17 protein-coding genes are annotated in these 19,464 nt (G+C 37.1%); 14 read left to right on the forward strand and 3 right to left on the reverse strand.

Annotated features, from left to right (window positions below; translation table 11 throughout):
- Window positions 1–75 precede the first annotated feature (75 nt).
- From IFU39_RS14870 to IFU39_RS14910, 9 genes are all read left to right on the forward strand, one after another.
- Window positions 76–2,013 (forward strand): serine hydrolase domain-containing protein, encoded by a 1,938-nt coding sequence (locus tag IFU39_RS14870; RefSeq protein WP_192133358.1) that lies wholly within the window; start codon window positions 76–78, stop codon window positions 2,011–2,013.
- 267 nt (window positions 2,014–2,280) lie between these two features.
- The gene (locus IFU39_RS14875; RefSeq protein WP_192133359.1) at window positions 2,281–2,697 is read left to right on the forward strand and encodes a VOC family protein; all 417 of its coding nucleotides are present in this window, start codon (window positions 2,281–2,283) and stop codon (window positions 2,695–2,697) included.
- Window positions 2,698–2,734: 37 nt separating this feature from the next.
- Window positions 2,735–3,844, forward strand: coding sequence for a nucleotidyltransferase family protein (locus tag IFU39_RS14880; RefSeq protein ID WP_192133361.1), 1,110 nt, complete (start codon window positions 2,735–2,737; stop codon window positions 3,842–3,844).
- 19 nt (window positions 3,845–3,863) lie between these two features.
- The gene (locus tag IFU39_RS14885) at window positions 3,864–5,642 is read left to right on the forward strand and encodes an amino acid adenylation domain-containing protein (RefSeq protein WP_192133364.1); all 1,779 of its coding nucleotides are present in this window, start codon (window positions 3,864–3,866) and stop codon (window positions 5,640–5,642) included.
- 502 nt (window positions 5,643–6,144) lie between these two features.
- Window positions 6,145–6,612 carry a 2-C-methyl-D-erythritol 2,4-cyclodiphosphate synthase gene (ispF, locus tag IFU39_RS14890; protein ID WP_192133366.1) on the forward strand — a complete coding sequence of 156 codons (468 nt, stop codon included), beginning with the start codon at window positions 6,145–6,147 and terminating at the stop codon, window positions 6,610–6,612.
- 572 nt (window positions 6,613–7,184) lie between these two features.
- Window positions 7,185–8,387: a tetratricopeptide repeat-containing glycosyltransferase gene (locus IFU39_RS14895; RefSeq protein WP_192133368.1), complete on the forward strand. Its 1,203-nt coding sequence runs from the start codon at window positions 7,185–7,187 to the stop codon at window positions 8,385–8,387.
- A gap of 1,120 nt (window positions 8,388–9,507) precedes the next feature.
- The gene (locus IFU39_RS14900; RefSeq protein ID WP_192133370.1) at window positions 9,508–9,912 is read left to right on the forward strand and encodes a hypothetical protein; all 405 of its coding nucleotides are present in this window, start codon (window positions 9,508–9,510) and stop codon (window positions 9,910–9,912) included.
- Window positions 9,913–10,787: 875 nt separating this feature from the next.
- Entirely contained in the window at window positions 10,788–11,735 is a 948-nt protein-coding gene (locus IFU39_RS14905; RefSeq protein WP_192133372.1) for a helix-turn-helix transcriptional regulator, read from the forward strand.
- A 67-nt stretch (window positions 11,736–11,802) separates the two neighbouring features.
- A complete protein-coding gene (locus IFU39_RS14910) occupies window positions 11,803–12,306 on the forward strand; it encodes an EVE domain-containing protein (RefSeq protein WP_192133374.1) in 504 nt (167 codons plus the stop codon).
- 42 nt (window positions 12,307–12,348) lie between these two features.
- Here IFU39_RS14910 and yidD read toward each other — a convergent pair whose 3' ends face one another.
- Window positions 12,349–12,453, reverse strand: coding sequence for a membrane protein insertion efficiency factor YidD (gene yidD / locus IFU39_RS14915; RefSeq protein ID WP_192133375.1), 105 nt, complete (start codon window positions 12,451–12,453; stop codon window positions 12,349–12,351).
- 778 nt (window positions 12,454–13,231) lie between these two features.
- On the opposite strand from yidD, the gene IFU39_RS14920 reads away from it, so the two are divergent.
- The 5 genes from IFU39_RS14920 to IFU39_RS14940 all read left to right on the forward strand — a co-directional run bounded on the left by IFU39_RS14920 (window position 13,232) and on the right by IFU39_RS14940 (window position 16,956).
- A complete protein-coding gene (locus IFU39_RS14920) occupies window positions 13,232–14,077 on the forward strand; it encodes a polymorphic toxin type 44 domain-containing protein (protein WP_192133377.1) in 846 nt (281 codons plus the stop codon).
- 171 nt (window positions 14,078–14,248) lie between these two features.
- Window positions 14,249–14,785: a DUF5412 family protein gene (locus tag IFU39_RS33230; protein ID WP_192133379.1), complete on the forward strand. Its 537-nt coding sequence runs from the start codon at window positions 14,249–14,251 to the stop codon at window positions 14,783–14,785.
- Between the two features lie 316 nt (window positions 14,786–15,101).
- Complete coding sequence (locus tag IFU39_RS14930; RefSeq protein ID WP_192133381.1) at window positions 15,102–15,842, forward strand: hypothetical protein; 741 nt, start codon at window positions 15,102–15,104, stop codon at window positions 15,840–15,842.
- Window positions 15,843–16,027: 185 nt separating this feature from the next.
- Window positions 16,028–16,621, forward strand: coding sequence for a YdeI/OmpD-associated family protein (locus IFU39_RS14935; protein WP_192133383.1), 594 nt, complete (start codon window positions 16,028–16,030; stop codon window positions 16,619–16,621).
- A 119-nt stretch (window positions 16,622–16,740) separates the two neighbouring features.
- Window positions 16,741–16,956, forward strand: coding sequence for a type II toxin-antitoxin system HicB family antitoxin (locus tag IFU39_RS14940; RefSeq protein ID WP_192133386.1), 216 nt, complete (start codon window positions 16,741–16,743; stop codon window positions 16,954–16,956).
- A gap of 68 nt (window positions 16,957–17,024) precedes the next feature.
- On the opposite strand, the gene IFU39_RS14945 is transcribed toward IFU39_RS14940, so the two are convergent.
- Entirely contained in the window at window positions 17,025–18,347 is a 1,323-nt protein-coding gene (locus IFU39_RS14945) for an amidohydrolase family protein (RefSeq protein ID WP_192133388.1), read from the reverse strand.
- Between the two features lie 194 nt (window positions 18,348–18,541).
- On the reverse strand, window positions 18,542–19,153 hold the full coding sequence (locus IFU39_RS14950; RefSeq protein WP_090809647.1) for a TetR/AcrR family transcriptional regulator: 612 nt from the start codon (window positions 19,151–19,153) through the stop codon (window positions 18,542–18,544).
- Between the last annotated feature and the right edge of the window lie 311 nt (window positions 19,154–19,464).

Below are 19,464 nucleotides of genomic sequence, written 5' to 3' on the forward strand. Positions count from 1 at the left end.
GATTTTTTATGGCTTAACGCAACCTAAAAGTAAACTTAACTGGTGATATATTTATATAAAAGCATGGAGGTAAACATGAGTTTAGTTGGGACTAGAGTGGATTTAGCGGGGAAAATGAAAGAATTATTGGATGCTAAAGTAAATAAAAATGCAACGGCAATAAGTGCCGCATTTATTAAAGATGGTGAACTCATAGCTGCTTTAGCATATGGGACGCAGGACGGAAATCCAGATAACCCTGCGACAGTACACGATTTATATAATGTAGGTTCTATATCGAAAATCTACTGCGCCATCGCGGTTATGAAGCTCGTTGAAATGGGGAAAGTGAACCTCGATGTGTCAGTAACGGAGTATTTACCCCGTTTTAGGATGCAGGACAAAAGATACAAGCAAATTACACTGCGAACTTGCCTTAATCACAGCTCAGGATTGCCTGGGGCAAATTTAAAATATTCATTCAGTACAAAATGGCTTACTGAAGATATATATGAAGAGTTCTACGATTATTTTTCCAAATCAAAACTAAAAGATACTCCGGGGAATAACTCCGTTTACTGCAACGACGGCTACATATTGGCGGAAATGGTTGTAGCGGAAGTATCAGGCATAAGTTTCATACAATTTGTACAAGACCATATAGCAAAACCTGTAGGTGCACTTTCAACTTTTTCAGGAGGAAATATTCCGGAAAATCGTGTGCGAGTTAAGGAAAAAGAGAAAAAAGAAGAATACATTATGTGTACAGGATCAGGTGGAATAATAACAAATATTATTGATTGTGCAAAGATAGGATATTTATTTATCGATCCGAAAGAAGTTTTCAAACCTGAAAGCCTACATGAAACAACTCTTTCACAAGGGAAATCTGTAATCACCGGGATAGCAGAAAACTTCGGATTGGGTTGGGATTCGGTAAACTTTTCACTTGAACCCTACGATTTCGGTGAAAATGTGCTTGTGAAAAGCGGTGCTACAAATATGTTCCGTACTTTTCTCCTTGTTAGCCCAAAGTATAAACTTGCAGCCGCGATTTCAGTGACAAACGACAATAGAATCGTTGTCTATGATATATTAAGCGAACTTTGCAGCTTGTTATTAGATGAATATAACATCAACACACGGAAAAAGAAAAAAGAAAAAGAGTTCGATATTGAAAAAAAGCCTATACCTGTTGAATATACAGAAAGATTTTCAGGTGTATATTACAATAATACTCATAGTTTCCGCGCCATTTTTGATAACGATAGTCTTAAAATTCAATTCAGGAAACAAGATGTCTGGGAAGATTGGGTCACTGGGTTATTTTATGATGGACAACGATTTGTTTCCAATACGAAATCATTTGTATTTACTTTTGAAAACCATGAAAAAAATTCTTATTTGATAAATACAGTACCATTTTGGGGAAAGAATCCGATGGCACAAAAGTGCACGTCTTTTCCTTCGCTTACGGGAAAATGGAAGAGTCGTGTTGGTAAAAAATATATCGTATGTGATGCGCATCCAGCCGATACGGTGCTGACGCCCAGTGGATTTTCTTTAACAATTAAAGAATTTGAAAGTGAAGAAGGAGTGTTGTTTTTTGCATATACTGGGCCATTTGGCACGGACACTTTGCCTGTGACTCCTTCTGGAGAATGGGAAACCGAAATGATATTAAATGCACCACTCCAAGGAGCACGAAAAGGATTCGCTCCTTATATTTATGAGAAGGGAGGTGTCGAATACTTATATGCTTTTGGTTATAACTTAATTGACTCGGTTTATATAAAACCACTTCAATCTGGACGTGTTATTTCAATAAAAGGTAGACAAAATAAGATTTTCAGTATGAAAGCTGGAAATAAACTTCATATCGATAAACCTGCTGATGTACGTATTATCATTCTCAATTCTGAATTAGAACAGAAATTTGATAGCGAGTCTGGTGTAGATATCACTGAAACGTGCGACGGTTTTATTTTGTTTATCAACGAAGGCACGATGAATTTTTCTGTTGAGATTAGTTAGAAGCTGTATCACTCATTTGACACTTGTTAAACTAGTGCTAAATGTGAGAAAAACGATACATACTTTCAGCAGAAACCGTTGTAATTTTGAAGTTAATTGATAGAAGCGCCTAGAGACCTTATAACCCATGAGTTTCATGAGTAACTACACATTTTATGAAGGCTTAACTATTATCGAAATACAATTAAAGGTTGCTTTTTTGAATTCGTTCTTTTCAGTAACTATACATTTGCGTAGATACAATATTATTGAAAGCAAGGTGAATACATGCTTTTGCATGCTGATTTTTTTGTGAGCTCTATAAATGATTCACTAAAATTCTACGTTGATGCTTTGGGTTTTGAATTAGTGGATGAATTTGAAGTGAATGGAGATTTAGTGCGATTTATTTCTGCTGGGATGTACTCAAAATGCAGAGTTGTATTATTGAGAATTGGAGTTAGAAGTGCAATGATCGAGTTGATTGAATTTGTGGATAAAAAAACAGATGATGTAATAAAGTCTAGGGGATCTATAACAATATTAGTGCCTTCTTTAGATGAGAAAATATCTGTTTTACGAAACAAAGGTATTAGTCCAGTTTCTGATGTTTTTAATGTAGATAGTAATAAGTTTGGGAGAAGTAAAGTTTTATTTTATAGTGATTTTGATGGGAACAAAATAGAATTCTTAGAAAAGGTTTAATGAAATAAACAAGACTATAAGTGGAGGGAAAAATAATATGCAAACGAAACTTGAATGGACCCCTGAACAAGAGTTGCTTATATTGACTAGCAGACTTACTTTTTCTGAAAATCAAAAAGAACAATTAACTACCTTGCTTAGTGAAAACAGAATTAATTGGTTTGAGTTTTACAAATTAACATTGTACCACAAAACCATGACATTATGCTGGAAAAATATCAAGACATATTGTCCTGATGTATCCATCCCAAAATATTTAAGAGAAGTAATAACCAGCGCAAGTATCTCAATATCTGAAAGAAATAAAAATTATCAATTGAAAATAAAGGAAGCTTTAGATGAATTTAAAAAACATGATCTTACTTGTATTCCCGTAAAGGGATCTTACTTAATACCAAATATGTATAAAGATTATGGTATTAGATATAGTGGAGATGCTGACTTTCTTGTTAAGTATTCAGATATAGCGAAACTAGAAGATGCAATGGAATCCCTTGGTTTTATCAAGAGCAACGGCATATACAATGAAATAGATAATACAATAACTCCAATTTCTCGAGCAGAGGAAATTATGTGGAAGAGATCAATGAGTAACTTACCACCTTATCTAAAATTAAATGATAATCGGTTTACCCCATTTTATTTATTTGACTTTAGATTTGCATTAGATGATACATTGAACCATGACCCAATTAATGAAATAATTGACAACTACATAAGAACAGGACATGTCAATCCATCCCATGTTCTTACTCATCTTTGCACCCATTTTTATGGCGAAGCTACGTACACATTAACTATATTTTTTGGAAAAGATATGAGTTTAATAAAACTTTGTGACATAAGAGAATATATCATTCAATGTATGGATAATGTATCACTTGAATCGTGTGTTTCGTTTGCCAAAAAGAACAATCTAGAAAAACAAATATATTACACAATGTTCTATTTAAAATTAGTATATAACGATGGATATGAAGATGAAATCATGGAAAAATTAGGAGTAGTGGATCAAGACTTTATGAGAGAATTTGGAGAGAATCAACTCGGTGAGAAACAGAAATTTAAAAAAGGATTCTATGAACGGATTTTTTCGTGTGACAATAGCGATGAAATGTTAGAAGGACCAAGATTTCTAGAAATCTAACAAGTGGAGGTTCTCTAAAATGAATGTGAAAGATTTGACAATAAACAAAGTGTTTGAAATCCAAGCACAAAAAACACCAGATAAGATTGCTTTAATTTATGATGGCGGCACAATGACATATTCTGAGCTTAATAAAAAAGCTAACCAGCTGGCAAGATATTTAATCCAGAGAAATGTCATGGTTGGTGATATAGTTACATTGCAACTAAAACGTTCATTTGAAATGGTTATTTGTATTTTAGCCGTTTTGAAGGCGGGTGCCGTTTATTTACCCTTGAGCGTGAATGAACCGGTTGAACGGCTCAACTACCTCTTATTAAAAAGCAATGCAAAAATTCTATTAACTGACACAGAATTGTCGGCTCCAAGTACTGTGCCGTTTATCAATATAGAAGAAGTAAAGTATGACATTTTTGAGAGTTCAAGCTTGGAGATCAAATTTTCTTCCGAGAATCTCGCTTATATCATATTTACCTCCGGATCAACGGGTGAGCCTAAAGGTGTGATGGTTGAACATAAATCCGTGGTCAATTTTTTGAGTTGGAGGAAAGAAGAACATTCATTAAGTGACGATGATGTTCTGATTCTAAAACATTCTTATACTTTTGACTTTTCAATATTTGAATTATTCGCATGGTTTTTTGCAGGCGCTTCATTATGTATATTGAAACAAGACGAAGAGAAATACCCGGACATCTTAATAAACAAAATATTTGAACATAACGTTACTTCAATAAACTTTGTAACATCGGCGTTTAAATTATTTTTAGATGTTGCAGAACATAAGGATTCCATGGATAAGCTTAAATCTTTGAAAAATGTATATTTTGGTGGAGAATATTTGCACCATACACTAGTAGAAAAGTTTTATAGTTTGTTTGGTAGAAATACAAATACTAATTTACATCATGTGTATGGTCCTACAGAAACTACAATTATAGTAACCTGCTTTAGCTTAAGTCATGATATTTTTTCAAAACTATCTGAAATTCCAATTGGAAAGCCAATTGATAATACAATGATAAACATATTAAATGAAGATTTAACTGAATGTGCTGTGAATGAGGTTGGAGAAATTTATATTTCTGGTGCTTGTGTTGCTCGTGGCTATATTAACGATGAAAATTTGAGCAGTAAAAGTTTTTTGCCGGATTTGATACATCAACATGGCAGGATGTATAAAAGCGGAGACCTAGGAAAACGGACAGATGATGGTAATATTGTGTTCGTTGGAAGGGCTGATAATCAGGTTAAAATACGTGGCTATAGAATAGAGCTTGAGGAAATTGAAAAGATGTTGATGAAATACACTGACGTTACCCATGCATTAGTAATGGTACATGATCATAACGCTCTGGTTTGTTATTATACTAGCACAAAGGAAATAGCCAAAGATACTCTTGTCGAGTATTTAGCAGGCTATTTACCGGAATATATGATTCCACTTGATATTATTAGAATTGATGATTTTGTTTATACTTCAAGCGGGAAGATAGACCGGAACTATGATTATTCTTTACCAGAGAAAAGTAAAGTTATAAATAACCAGCCACAACTATCAACGTTAGAACAAAGAACTCTTGGAATAATTACAAGAAATCTGCCCAAAATCCCCGAACAATCAATTTCCCTTGAGGCGGATTTGGTAAGTCTCGGAGTTAATTCAGTATTTTTCATAAAATTAATTATTGATATGGAAGAAGAGTTTGACATAATATTTGATGACAACATGTTGGCCAGGGATTCATTTGTAAAAGTCAAAGATTTTGCTGAGTACATTACCCAAAAGATAAACTGAGATTATAGGTTACGTTAAAATTATTTCGAATGATTTTCGGAAGTAATGAATAAGGTTCTTGCGGATCTTATACCCACCATCCATAGAAACTCATATAAGTAACGCAATATTTCATTCAAATTAACTAACCATAGGTCCCTAATTTCATATTTTTTGAATGACAACTGAAATTATCCCGCCAAGCAAGGGTGAAGGATTATGCTTAATCATTTAGGATCTCCTGCTTGGCAGGCCTATGGTAGCATCTATTGACTAGTTTTTATTGATAATTTTTTTCAACGTTCCATTTGAATGGTACAAAGATTCGACGCATTTATAGCATGGATGAACCATTCATATTTTTTAGCTTTTAGAGAAGGTGATATAATAAAAATGGGTTAATATCAATTTTAACGAAACATAGTTTACCCAACTGATTCCTCGATACACCGGGAGTCGAATTAGAAAACACATAAAGTGTTTCAAAAATTAATCTTGAAAAGACTAACAGGAGGTAACTAGTATGAAGATAGGTATTGGGCAAGATAGCCACAGATTTGATCCAAATGGTACCAAAGAACTCATTTTAGGTGGAGTGGAGGTAGACAGTGATAAATCATTTTTTACCAACAGCGATGGAGATGTTGTTCTTCACGCATTGACAAATGCAATTTCAAGTATTACATGTGTGAATATCCTCGGGAAAATTGCGGACGAAATGTGTTTGGAACGAGGAATTCTGAATAGCGCAGAATACGTTAAGGAAGCATTAAAGTATCTGAATGGATTGAAGATATCTAATGTTTCTTTTTCAATAGAATGTTCCACACCCAAAATATCACCTATTATTGCTGACATGCGTAATTCAATAGCTAATTTGCTTGACATTGAGGCTAATTGTGTAGGTATTACTGCAACATCGGGAGAAGAATTGACAGAGTTCGGTAAAGGGAAGGGTATACAAGTTTTTTGTACTGTGTGTGCTATTTAAGAAAATCAGCTTGAGTTCTAACATCGGTTGAAACGCTAAACTATTCATGCTGATGCCTCATTATTTTCAAATGAGGCATCTCGGCATCGCTTTACTCATTTTAGGGTAGTAAGGGAACAATCAAAAGGAAGCGTTACCGTTGAAAATGAATTCCTATGAATCCAAAAAAAAGAAGAACGAGGATTTGCATAAAATTGCACACATTCGGTCTAGGAACTAGCCTGTAAACTTGAGGCAGTAGCTTAATTGATCAAGAAGCCGACATCTCTTAGGTGGTTGGTAGTTCACGTTATGATATCCACGTTGGACCTCCTAATCGTTGGGTATATGGAGTCGACGTTCACCTCTCTTTAATAGGAGATTTTTTGTGTTTAACATGAAGTCTTGAATATAGATAACAGATTAAGAGTTTGGTTGAAAATTGATATTGAGTTTTATACAAGCCAGTACATTTTTACATTGGAATTGTGTGGGTTATATGAGCACAGTCAACCGCTTATGAGGTCTAGTCAAACTATAGGCATCCTTATTATAAACACTGCAAAAAATTGATATGAGGAGTGTTTTCAACAATGAAAATAACTGGTTGTATTTTAACAAAAAATGAAGCTCCGCTCTTGGAAGATGCTATTAGGAATCTGAAAAAATTAACAAATAATATTATTATAGTTGATAATGGTTCATCTGATAATACAAGACAAATTGCTGAAAAGTTTGAATGCGATATAATTTTCAGCCCCCAAACTATCTTAGATCAAACTAGAAATGTTTATTTAAATGCAATAAACTCTGGTTGGGTTTTTGTATTAGATACGGATGAACGTTTAGATGATAGAACAATAACTACTATACATAATTTTTGTTCACAAGCTCCTGCTGAAGTTATGTTAGCTAGATTACCTAGATATGAATATTTGGGTAATGGTTTGTTTTTTGAGTCAACTATGTCACGTTTATTTAGAAGTCACCCTCAAATCCGTTATGATCCATCACCTATTCATTCTTCAGTTACATATTCTGTAAAGGATTTATCAGGTGAGATAAAATTTCTTGACGCTCCAATTCAACATATAGATGTTCTAGTCAAACAGAATAGTGAAATGAAGAGATTATCTTACACAAAATTATTAGAAGAAACACTCACTCAAAATGAAGGAACTTATTATTATATGAATCTGTTGATGTTTTTAGGCGTAGAATATGCGACTTCGAGAGATTATGACAAAGCTTTAAATATTTTTGATAGTATTTTGAATTCAAATAGATGTACTGAACGAATGAGATATTATGTGGAATTTTATAAATGTAGGCTTTTTATGTTAGAGGGCGAATTTGAAAAAGTTAAGGAGTTAGTACATGTAGATCAGATATCTGATTTGTATTGGAAGGCGAAATTTTTAACTTTAAAAGCAGAAATATTATGGATAAATGGGGATCTTGAAAATTCGAAGAAGTGTTACTACCAAGCGCTTGATATCAATCCGAACGAATTGCAATTATTGTTGAATTTAGCTTATCTTGAAAAAATTGAAAACCCACATGTTACTGTTGATATGATAAACAATGCTATAAAAATTAATTCATATTTATTAGAGCCTATTATTTATAAAAATGTTGATAGCACTAAAAATGTATTCTTTTTTCAAAAACCGATTGATTTAATGAATCGTAATTCTACTAATATTTTTGAATGTATGATAGAAGCGTTGAAAAGTTTAGAAGAAACCAAGGAAATCAACACATGGATGAATCACCAAATAAATTGTATTGCATAAAAAGATAGACTGCAAAACTCGTAAGTTTTTGTTTACAAGGAGCAGAACTTCCGCTCAGTGGTCGATTTATGTTGCTCAAGAATTCATAGATACAGACCGAGGGCATCTTTCTCAACTAAACTTTAACAAACGGTTGTCATTCATCCCACATTTCTAAAGTGGTGGGATGAATGACAACCGTTTGATTTTTGAGGACCATTCGCTATAATAACGAATGCTTGTTCGCTACTTTCTTATTTGGTTAGGATAGAACGGAGGTAAACCCGATGCTGAAAAGCGTATCGGTATCGATTAGTTCCCCATCAAGCGGAGGATTCTTCCTAAAGACGTTTGTTTGCATACGCAAAGACTACAACCTCATCCTAAGTATGTCAACTTCGATCTTCCACCGCCATTCTTATTGACAATTTTCTAATCTCCGCGAACTACATTCTCTAATAAAGAGTAATTCATAATTCCAAGAATAGAAATACACTGATAAGTAAGTAGCGATAGTCACTCCAGTTACTCTTAACTTTTTTACAAATAGTAAAAAAATGTGCAGCTATCAGCTACAGAAATGCGATATAAAAGTAGTAGTTATGCTTTTACCTGCAGAGGACCGCTCCCTGAAATTTTGAAACTGAAAAAGCGTTATGAAGAGACTCCTGTTTCTCTTTGACTTGGCATCAGGTCCCAAATGAATTCCAAAGGCACTTGTTTTATTCAGGTTAGTAGTTGAACCATCCACGATCTGCGCCCTTGCAATTGCAAGGGGGTGTATAACTTTCTTTCTTATTTTTGTGTTGACATTCAGAACTTACGCACAAACATCATATGCAGCGGAACGATTAGTAGCGACGTCGGACGAACTAACAGATGAGTTCGAAAGGGAATCAAGCTTAGATACCATTGTATTAGCAGAAATAGTTGCGTGTACTTTAACGTAAAGTTGTGTAAAATCAACAAAAATGGTAAATGTAGTTGTTACCTTGTGTACCTTATTTTTATTTATCCTCTGTCATGCGACTAATGAGGGCCATATGTTTGTGAACCCACCCCAAAGGTGTATTTGTGTCTATTTGGTACAATTCCTCTTGGTTTTTTTTGTGTATAAATTACTTTCTAGGAGGGATTGCAAATGAAATTACCTTTTAAAACGGGGATGGTTCTTGTTCTCAAACGAATGTATTATCAAGTATGTTCTAAGAAAAAGGTGGCAAAGAATGACCAAGCTACTACGAATCCGTTATTCTTGAAAAAGTCGGTTAAAGCAAAGAAGCAACTTATTATTAATGAGGTTATAGATCTACTAGGATTGTCTCTATACATGATCTTTTTTGGACTCCTCTGGCTGGAAACTGTAATGTATCGATGGGAACAGAGGCAGGGGTTAGTTATCTTAATAAGCATATTGCTTTTTTCATTAATTATTGGTTTTCTCAAGGAGCTTCTCTCAAACAATGGTCTCATGATGAAAGCATGTCGTGGATTCCATTCCCAAAGAATAACGGGCTTCAACTTGCGATGGGACTTACTCACTTAATACTAACAACCAACCATGCAGGAAAGGGGTAAGATGTCATACATGTCATACAGATTCTAAGACCATTAATGTAGATGATGGTGAACATTGCTATAATGTGAGTCAAACAACGAAATCTCATCGCTCCGACATATTGGTTAAAACAATCGGAAAAGAGATTGATGTTCTAACAGAGCAATTTGAATTGGATCCAAACAGACCACGGAGGAGAAATGCTTGCCGATGTAGATAATGCAGTACGCCTAGTCCAATGGTCGAAAGATTTCATTTATCCGAATGTGACTACCTCACAATACAGCAGAAGTTTGGAGCGGAAATTTCTGCACAGTTACGACGACACTTGTTCTCGTTCCAACCTCAGATATGGATGTTATGGTCGGTGAAATAGGTATAGACTTTTATGAGAGAACCACCCTTATTTGTGCCAATGAGCGATGTACTGAGGGGGATAAACCGTAAAAAATTTTACATCGGTGATGTCATTGTAGTCATAGGTTCCTTCTTTGAGAATGGTTTTTTAGCTGCGGAAGTATATAAACAATAACTCTTTTCCCGTACCTGGAACACCCACCTTATTGGACCGGCTCAGACCCAAAGTATTACCTGTGAATGTTATAGTCCCAGTATCGTTGATCACGTATCTTTCAATGAAAGTCACTTTTTTCACACCTTCCCATAAGTTGCACTCTAATCAATTTATTTGGGCGAAAAAAATTTATGTGGAAGTACAGGCTTAACATTGAGTAGGGATGCAATTTTGCAATTTTGTATTTTCGATATCTTTAGTTCCGCCAGTTCTTAGCAGAAGTCGCGAGTACAAGTTACTGTAATAGAATAAGTTAGGTTTGTATGATGAAACGGTGGGGGCTTGGAAAATGAACAAAACGGAGCGGCAGCTTGCGATTACGCTTGAATTGCAGCGAAGGAAGATGCTACGAGCAGAAGATTTAGCTGCTCAATTGGAGACAAGTGTACGTACGATATATCGAGATATTCAGGCATTAAGTGAGGCTGGCGTTCCAATTATGGGAGCTCCGGGTCATGGGTATTCCCTCATGGAAGGATATTTTCTGCCCCCAGTAAGCTTCACCGCAGAAGAAGTCGTATCCCTGCTCATGGGAGCTGATTTTATCGAACAGAGATTGGATACAGAATACGCGATGGAGGCTAGGTCGGCTCAACGGAAAATTGAAGCGATTTTACCAGAATCCGTTCGTAACGAATCCATACGTGTTCGGGAAACGATGAGATTGCTTCATACGGTTGAACCTTTAACCCGAGCGCGGGTGAAAACATACCTTAACCAGATACGTAATGCCATTCTGGAGCAACGTAAAATCAGCTTTATGTATCTGAAAAAAATGCCAGGAACGGATGGCAATCGGTATAACATGCGTGAGGTTTCACCCTATGGACTCTCACTTGTACAGGAGAATTGGGTGTTGATTGCACGTTGTGATATGCGACAAGACATCCGTCATTTTCGTTTGTCACGGATGACTGAACTTTCCGTGCTGGAGGATCAGTTCCTTGTGCCGTCTGGCTTTAATCTAAACAGTTATCGACCTCCTGACGACCGTAACGAACACATAATAATCAGGGCAAAACCCGAAATTGCTGACAAAATTATGGAGGCAATTCATTTTTATATGGATGCATTCGAGGAGCAAGAGGAAGGTGTGATTTTTCATTTTCGTGTCCGCTATCCCGAGGAAATCTTGCACTATTTACTTGGCTGGGGTGGAGATATCGAGGTCTTGGAGCCGGAGTCTTTACGCTTTCGAATGCAGGAAGTAGCCAAAAACATCTTAAAACACTACTGACATACACCTGTCAGTAGTGTTTTTTTATACTTTGATATATCACAGATTAAAGGGAGTTGGTTGCAGGATGAGAAGTGCAGCGGAAGCATTGAAATCATTGGAAACGATAGACAGCAGATATTGGATTGGTGTTGTATCTGCTTCTCATGTGAATGTAGCCGTAGAGGGAGGATTTGCGCAGTTGTGCCATGGTAAGGCAGCACTGTTGCGACAGATGTCTCCGGGTAACTGGCTGATATACTATTCTCCACGTACAGACATATCAGCTGGCAAGCCACTTCAGGCGTTTACCGCTATTGGTCAAATTACCGATGACAGGATATACCAATATCAGATGTCGGAATCATTTGTACCCTTTCGCCGAGATCTCCGTTATCTACGGTGTCGAGAAGTAAAGATTGCAACGTTGTTAGACCAACTTAGTTTTACACGGGGGAATCGCAATTGGGGGTTTTCATTTCGTAAAGGCCATTTTGAGATTGGAGCAGAAGACTTTATGATAATAGCTTCCTCCATGTTGGAAGATGAGATACAGTCACTACTGGATATTAGCTTAAGCCATAAATGTTAACTAAAGCAAAAGGCCCATAGATTGTCTATGGACCCTTTAATTTTAAGCATAATCATATCCTCCACCGTTGATATTACATTTGCGAAGACGATGGATGCCCAAGGAAAGACCTTTGATCGCCCCGTATTTCTCAATAGCTTGAATCATATACACGAACAGCTATGATTGCAAAATGGGGGTATGCAAGTAAAAGTGGGTTGTATACATGTGGAGTCATATCTTCTTGTGAAAGAACCCGGTCCGTGCTATCCAAATCCGGATGGAGGTCTGTATATGAACCATCAACTGTCACGGTTGTCTGTTATGACTGACGAGCAACTCAATGGAAATATTGCACGCTGCCTAGGGTACATCTAATAAGGATCAAACCCGCTTTCTGAAGGGAGATTTCCTGAAAAGATTTAGAAAACGAGTGAGAATCTAGTTTTCAAATTCAGCAAGAAATAGATTTGATAGATATGTATCAGTCAGCACGTACAAACCGATAGTTAACATTACACTGAAGCTCCAGGAACAAGAGCGAGCATAAGATTATTTTTGAAGTGCAATCTCGTATTTAGTATCCATTCGATAAGCTACCCTGAAATTAGGAGAATGGCTTTCTTTATATCTTATGGATTTGATATGTTGGTATTAAGCAAAATAGTTCGCCGTTGTTGACAAATTGTAACAGTTAAATGTAAAATAATAGAACCGATGTATTTAATAGATATTTTTATGTAATATATATATGTTTAATTTAGATTATGTATAAATACATATATTAGCGGTAATTTAACTTAACTTCTTTACCAGAGTTGAATTGATTGTCTACTCCAAAATAGGAGTTAACAATAGTATCTTTAGCTGTTTATTCAAAGCCTCATATGTTGAAAGGAGGATAGTAACTTCGTCTAACTTTTTAATTTGAAGGGAGTTATTCTAAATGAATACTATAAATCACAAATCACTGAAGTACGTACTGGGAACGATCTTAGCAATAGCGCTATTCATGAGTTTCAATCTCTCTGCAAAAGCTGCAGACTCTGAAGTAATAGAGGTCGCTCAAGTCCAACAATTACATGAAAAAGCTAAAGATCTTAACCTTATTAAAGTTGTAAGAGGTCTGATCAACATCAATGAAATTGAAGTCAATAAAGAGAAGCTTGGAGTTACAGATGAAAACGTATACCAAGACTATATTAATAGTCTTCAATCAACAAATGTTCTGATTAGAGCGGGCTACTCATATATTGACGATAATAATGACCCTCAGATGGTATCTGACGAAAAAATCGCTAAGTTATCAAGAGAAGAACCAAGCAATTTAATTACTGTTGAACCTTCTAATCCTTCTGATGATATAGTTACACCATATAGCGAAATTCTGGATCTTAAAGGAATGGTTACAGCAAATAGAAACCAACTGACGAGTTACTATTGGAATGTTTTTTATTCTTCCGCTACGACGGGCCAACCCGCATTAGTAGCAACAGCGTCCACAGCAATATGGTTTAAAGCAAAAGTAAATATACGTGGACCTTGGGATTATAAAACCCAACCAGGTTGGGGTGGTGCTCAGAAACAATGGTTGGCCGATACACACACAGGACGTCGAACAGTAACTACTGAATATATTGGAAATTACAATTATGGGTTCACTGGACAATTTTTATTTCCTTTGCAAATTTTGTTTTATGGTGGTCAGTATGCTAACGGTGATATCTGGACTCCAGAAGATAAAAATGATAGAGCCGCTATACAACAAGGATTCAATGACGCTACAAGATAATTAACAATGGACATAATCTTCGACTAAACTTTATAATATAAAGAAAATGATTCCTGTAAAATTAGGAATCATTTTCTTTATATATTGAGAGATATGTGTCATCTCATTAAGCAGGAAAGATGTATTAACCGCGAATTTTTATCTATTTAAGGAAAAGGGGGTTCATTTTTAGTGAAAAAAATAAGCTGGTTAGCTTTGTTTTTAGTACTTTTTTTGTCCATTATTTCGATGTATTCACTGTATTCTAACATGAATAATAAATGGTTAGTTATACCACCAAACTACGTGATTCTACTATTTTCAGTTATAGGTTTGGTCCTAAGTTTAATAAGTTTCAAAGATAAATCGAGCAAGTCAGCTAAGGTAAGAAGTTGGATATCCACACTTCTTTCGGTAGTACTGATCGTTCTACTTTTTGGTGTTTTATCATTTACATCCATGTTTTCGGGTTCAAAAGAATTACTTACGACTACGCATTCACCAGACAAGAACTATACATTAAATTTCTTTAAAACTGACGCTGGGGCCATGGGGTCTTCTGGAGTTATAGGAGAACTAAAAGGACCTCTTTGGTTTAAACGAGTATTTTACTATGAGCGAAAGACAGATCAAGTTAAGTTGGAATGGGTTGATAACCACACAATCTCAATTAATGATCAAACTGTAAATTTATTGAATGGAGAAACTGTACGCCGTAACCTTAATTGATTTGTTTAAGCTCAACTTCCAAAATATTTTATAATATGTGAAGATGCTGATTTCATAATAAACTTAAAGCGAGATTCCCTCAAGAGTATCGCTTTTTTTTGTGTTAGAAAGTAGCATCAACACTTTGAATGGTTAAGTGATTAAATGCGAACGTAATACACTAAGTTCCATATTGGATAGTATGGTTAATTCCTCACTAAGTGGGTTGTTAAGTACAAAACGGATAATTATGTAGCGGATATGAAATGTTAGGCACCTAAAAATCAGAATAAAGCATTAAGAATATATACTGACTAAATAAGAGGAGGGTCAACCTGTGAAGAAAAAAACATTGGTTTCACTACTCATCATACCACTGATAGCCGTATCTGTGAGTGGATACATGTACCTGAATGAACCATCTGTAGTTAGTGCTCAAAGCGATGTTGAAAGTGCAGCACTTAAGGCGACCCAAGGTAAAGTAGATTATATTAAAGAATCGTTTGAAGATGGATCATACATTGTTCGCTATCGGGACCGCGTGAATTTGACAGAAATCACTGAGGAATACCGTGATAACCAGCTTCATAATAAATTGATTATTGAAGATGGTGGTAAGAAAATCACTTCCTATGGTCGAGAATTCGAGACAGGGGAATTAGTTGGGAATACCTGGACCATGCCGGACAACATTGCTGCTGAAAATGAGAAGTTGCTACAGATCTCGCTGTTGGAGAATGCTAAAGCAGAATTACAGAGTCAGGATTGGACAGTACTAGAAACTGCGGGCACACAATCCCGGTCTGCTACAGAGAGTAACGAGAAAAATGCTATCTCCGAGGATAATCTCCACAAGGAAGTTGTAACCATTGATGTAAATACGGGTTTCCCTACGAAACGTGTGATTTATCAGAAGGACAAAAACGGTGAAATTGTAACTAGCTCTACCAAGACCGAAGAATACAAGTACCTGGATTCTATGCCGATGGAGATCCAGAGCTTTGCTCCGGAAGAATCCGTTGAGATTAAAGAAATACCGGCGCCTGTTATTGAAGATAAGGTGCTTGAAGGTTCATAAGACTTTCTGTTGAATCAACAAGTAAAATTAAATAAGACAGCCAACCCCTTACTTGGGAGCCGGCTATTAAGGTTTAAATTCAAGTGGAAAGGTCAATAAAAGCTCTGTAAGCAACGCTGTACAATCCACTGAAAAACAGTACAATTGAACCTATAAGAACATGAGATAAAGAGAGGTACTTCTCCATGACAGAAACAAGTGGAAATCGCAAAGTTGACGGCTATATCAAGAAACTAAAATCGTGGCAGGAAGAGTCCGCGAAGTTGAGAGAGATTATTCGAGATTTTGACCTGACAGAGGATATGAAATGGATGCATCCTTGTTATATGCTCGATGGGAAAAACATCGTTCTCATCCATGGATTCAAAGAGTACGTGGCCATTCTGTTCTTCAAAGGTGCTCTGCTGAAGGATACACACGGCATTTTGGTTCAGCAGACGGAGAATGTACAGGCAGAGCGCCAGCTTCGCTTCACCAGCCTGGAGCAGATTGTGGAGCAGGAGTCTATGATCAAAGCCTACATCCAGCAAGCGATTGAAGTGGAACAAGCCGGATTGCAGGTGGAGATGAAAAAGACTGCCGAATATAGCGTTCCTGAGGAACTTCAGCAGCAGTTCGATGAAAATCCTGCTTTCCGAGATGCATTTGAAGCACTCACACCCGGACGGCAGCGGGCATATCTCTATTATTTCTCACAACCAAAGCAATCCAAAACAAAAGTGTCACGAATCGAGAAGTACATGCAGCCGATCCTGGAGGGCAAAGGATTGAATGATTAATCTTATAACAATATATTTGAGGGAAATGAAGAGTTAAACGAATTGAAAGCCTTTCAGAATATAATACGAAAGGCTTTTTGCTGTTTTTGAAAAAATTTAGATAACAGAAGGTGTCCCATATGGTTCGAACTTACCAATACTACGCAATTTTTAATTTTGCTGAAGATGGAATTAATGTTACATTTCCTGATCTGCCTGGATGTATCACCTGTGGCAATTCAGTTGGAGAAGCATTAGTGATGGCGAAAGAAGCACTTGAATTATTTTTGGATGGAGAACCTGTTGAAGATATTCCGCCACCTCAAAGCATAATGCCTGAATTATTCAACTCTTAAGATAAAGCGTATTTAATTGAAGCAAATATTACGTATTACTGATGAATTCTATGTTTACATATCTGAATTCACCAAACTGAGCTTAGAACATCGTCGACTTCTTTAATTCTTGTAACAGATGGTGTTTGAATTAGATTTCCTTTGACCATGACCATAGAGATGTCTGACAAGGCCTCAATATGTTCCAGCGGATTTTGCTCCATAATAATCAGATCGGCATGTTTGCCGATATCCACCGTCCCTGTTACATCATCTACGCCTAAGATCTTCGCATTGGTTCGGGTCACCATGTCGATGACCTGTTTGTTGTTTAGGTTGGCCTGTCTAATGTAGTGGTCCATCTCCCTCCACATATGATAGTGAGTCACGTAAGGCATGGCGGCATCAGTACCAATCCCGATGGTGATGTCGTTTTCGATCGCTTGCTTGACGCCTTTGAGCATGGAATCGTAGACGAGTCTGGAATTCTCTTTTACCGTTGCACTGACCTTCGTTACGCTGGTATCCAGTGAGGCGGATGGATAGGTGGCTTGCAGGGTGGGGATGAGTGCGGTATAGCCATTCAGGGCATTGGGATTATTTTTGTACAAACGAATGATTTCGTCATCCATCTCCGAACCATGCTCAATGGTATCCACGCCACCCTGTAACGCAACGCGTACACCTTCCGTGCTTTCCACATGCGCTGCCACCCGCAGGCCAATCTTATGCGCTTCATCGCAGATCGCTGCAACTTCCTCCACCGTCATCTGTAAACGACCAGCTTCGCCCACCATTTTCGCATCCGTCACGCCACCCGTCACACAGATTTTGATCAGATCCACACCGTGTTTCACATTCAGCCGTACATTTTTTCGTGCTTCCCACGGAGAATCGCCCACCAGAGCGAGGAATGGAGCACCATGTCCGCCCGTGACACTTAGGAAAAACCCGGAGACAAGCAGATTAGGACCGACAAAGTCGCCGTTGTTAATCTCATCCCGCAGCTGGACGTCGGTGTAAAAGAATTCCCCCACACTGCGCATCGTTGTTACACCCGCATGGAGTGCGGTCAGTGCGTTGCGTTTCATGCGTTTTTTCAAAACGTTTCTGCCGAGTTTGGTATTCAGGATTCGGTCATATGCGAACTTCAACATGCCTTCGCTGACCGAGAGACTGAACGGTTTACCATCTGCAAAGAGGTGCACGTGGGCGTTGATCAGTCCTGGCATTACGTATTTGCCTGAGAGGTCGATTGTTGTGTAGTGACTTGGGATATTGAGTTCATGATCTCGGCCGATATCCTGAATAAGACCTTGTTCATTGACGAGAATCGTCATGTTTTTTTGAAGATTGCGGCTTGAGTCGCCGTGGATCAGATTGACGTTTTTTAATGCGTAAGCGGTGTTCATGTGTGTTCCTCCTTGAAATGTGGGTGAGGTGAGTAGTTAGGGCAAAGAAGATGTCTGTTTCAATAATGAATAATTAATTCATTTTTAGATCAAAAAAATAGGCTGATCTATGATGAAGTTTTTTGCGTGCAAACCAAGTGAAATTGATCTGATCTGCACGCTTGTCTGCACGGCATAAGTGATGAGAAGAAGCGTTATTCGTTGAGGCTCTTCATGCCGTATAGTCTGTATACATACAACGCTTCGAATATTTGCTTCCGGCTGTCCTCACTCATATCCCGCTTCAATAGATCCAGATTCATGTCGATCACGTTGTGTGCGAGGATGTTCAGTAGGATCAAGTTCTCCTCGGTGCCAATCTCATACCGTTTATATTGATTCTTCAGATAGGCCTTCTTGGTTTCGATCATCAGCTCAACAAGTTCATTCTTGGCGTTGGTGTAGATGGTGCCTTTATTCTTTTCAAAAATGATGACGATCTGATTCCGGTATTTCCGTAATACATCCACCTGTTCCTGCAACAGCGCCGACTTTCGCTCGCTATCCGTTTCCTCGAACAAGGTCTGGTTGTCAAAGTGAATCGTCTCCACCAGCACATTTTTCAGATAATCCACCAGATCCGGCGGCACGACGGCGTAGAAGAGTTCCTTCTTGTTCTTAAAATAAGTATAGATATTGCCCACGGAAATATTGATCTCATCCGCGATATCGCTCATCTTGGCATCCACATAGCCTTTTTCAAAAAAGACTTTGAGCGCCGCATATTCAATCTCTTTCCTGACTTCGTCTTTCTTGGCTTGCACCATCGGGAACGTCTCCTTAATAGTGAATTATTGATTCGTTATTAGGATAGACCTTTTTTAGGTGGGGGTCAAATGGGAGGTGCATTACTTAAGTATTGCTTCTAGATATATAATAATCTGTAAAAAGGGTATATTTAGAAATTATAGATAAATGATAAAAATATAGATGTTAAATTAATATTTAGGTTTTGATTGAAATATAGACTTTTATTTATAAAAGTAAAATTCTAACAAACATATGCTCTCTTGGTAATACTACTTTATTGTTATAAGATGATAGTACTTTAAGGTATGCATGTAAAAAACAAACGGAG

It is taken from the genome of Paenibacillus sp. CFBP 13594 (assembly GCF_014842675.1).
In the GTDB taxonomy this organism is placed as follows: Bacteria; Bacillota; Bacilli; order Paenibacillales; family Paenibacillaceae; genus Paenibacillus; species Paenibacillus amylolyticus_B.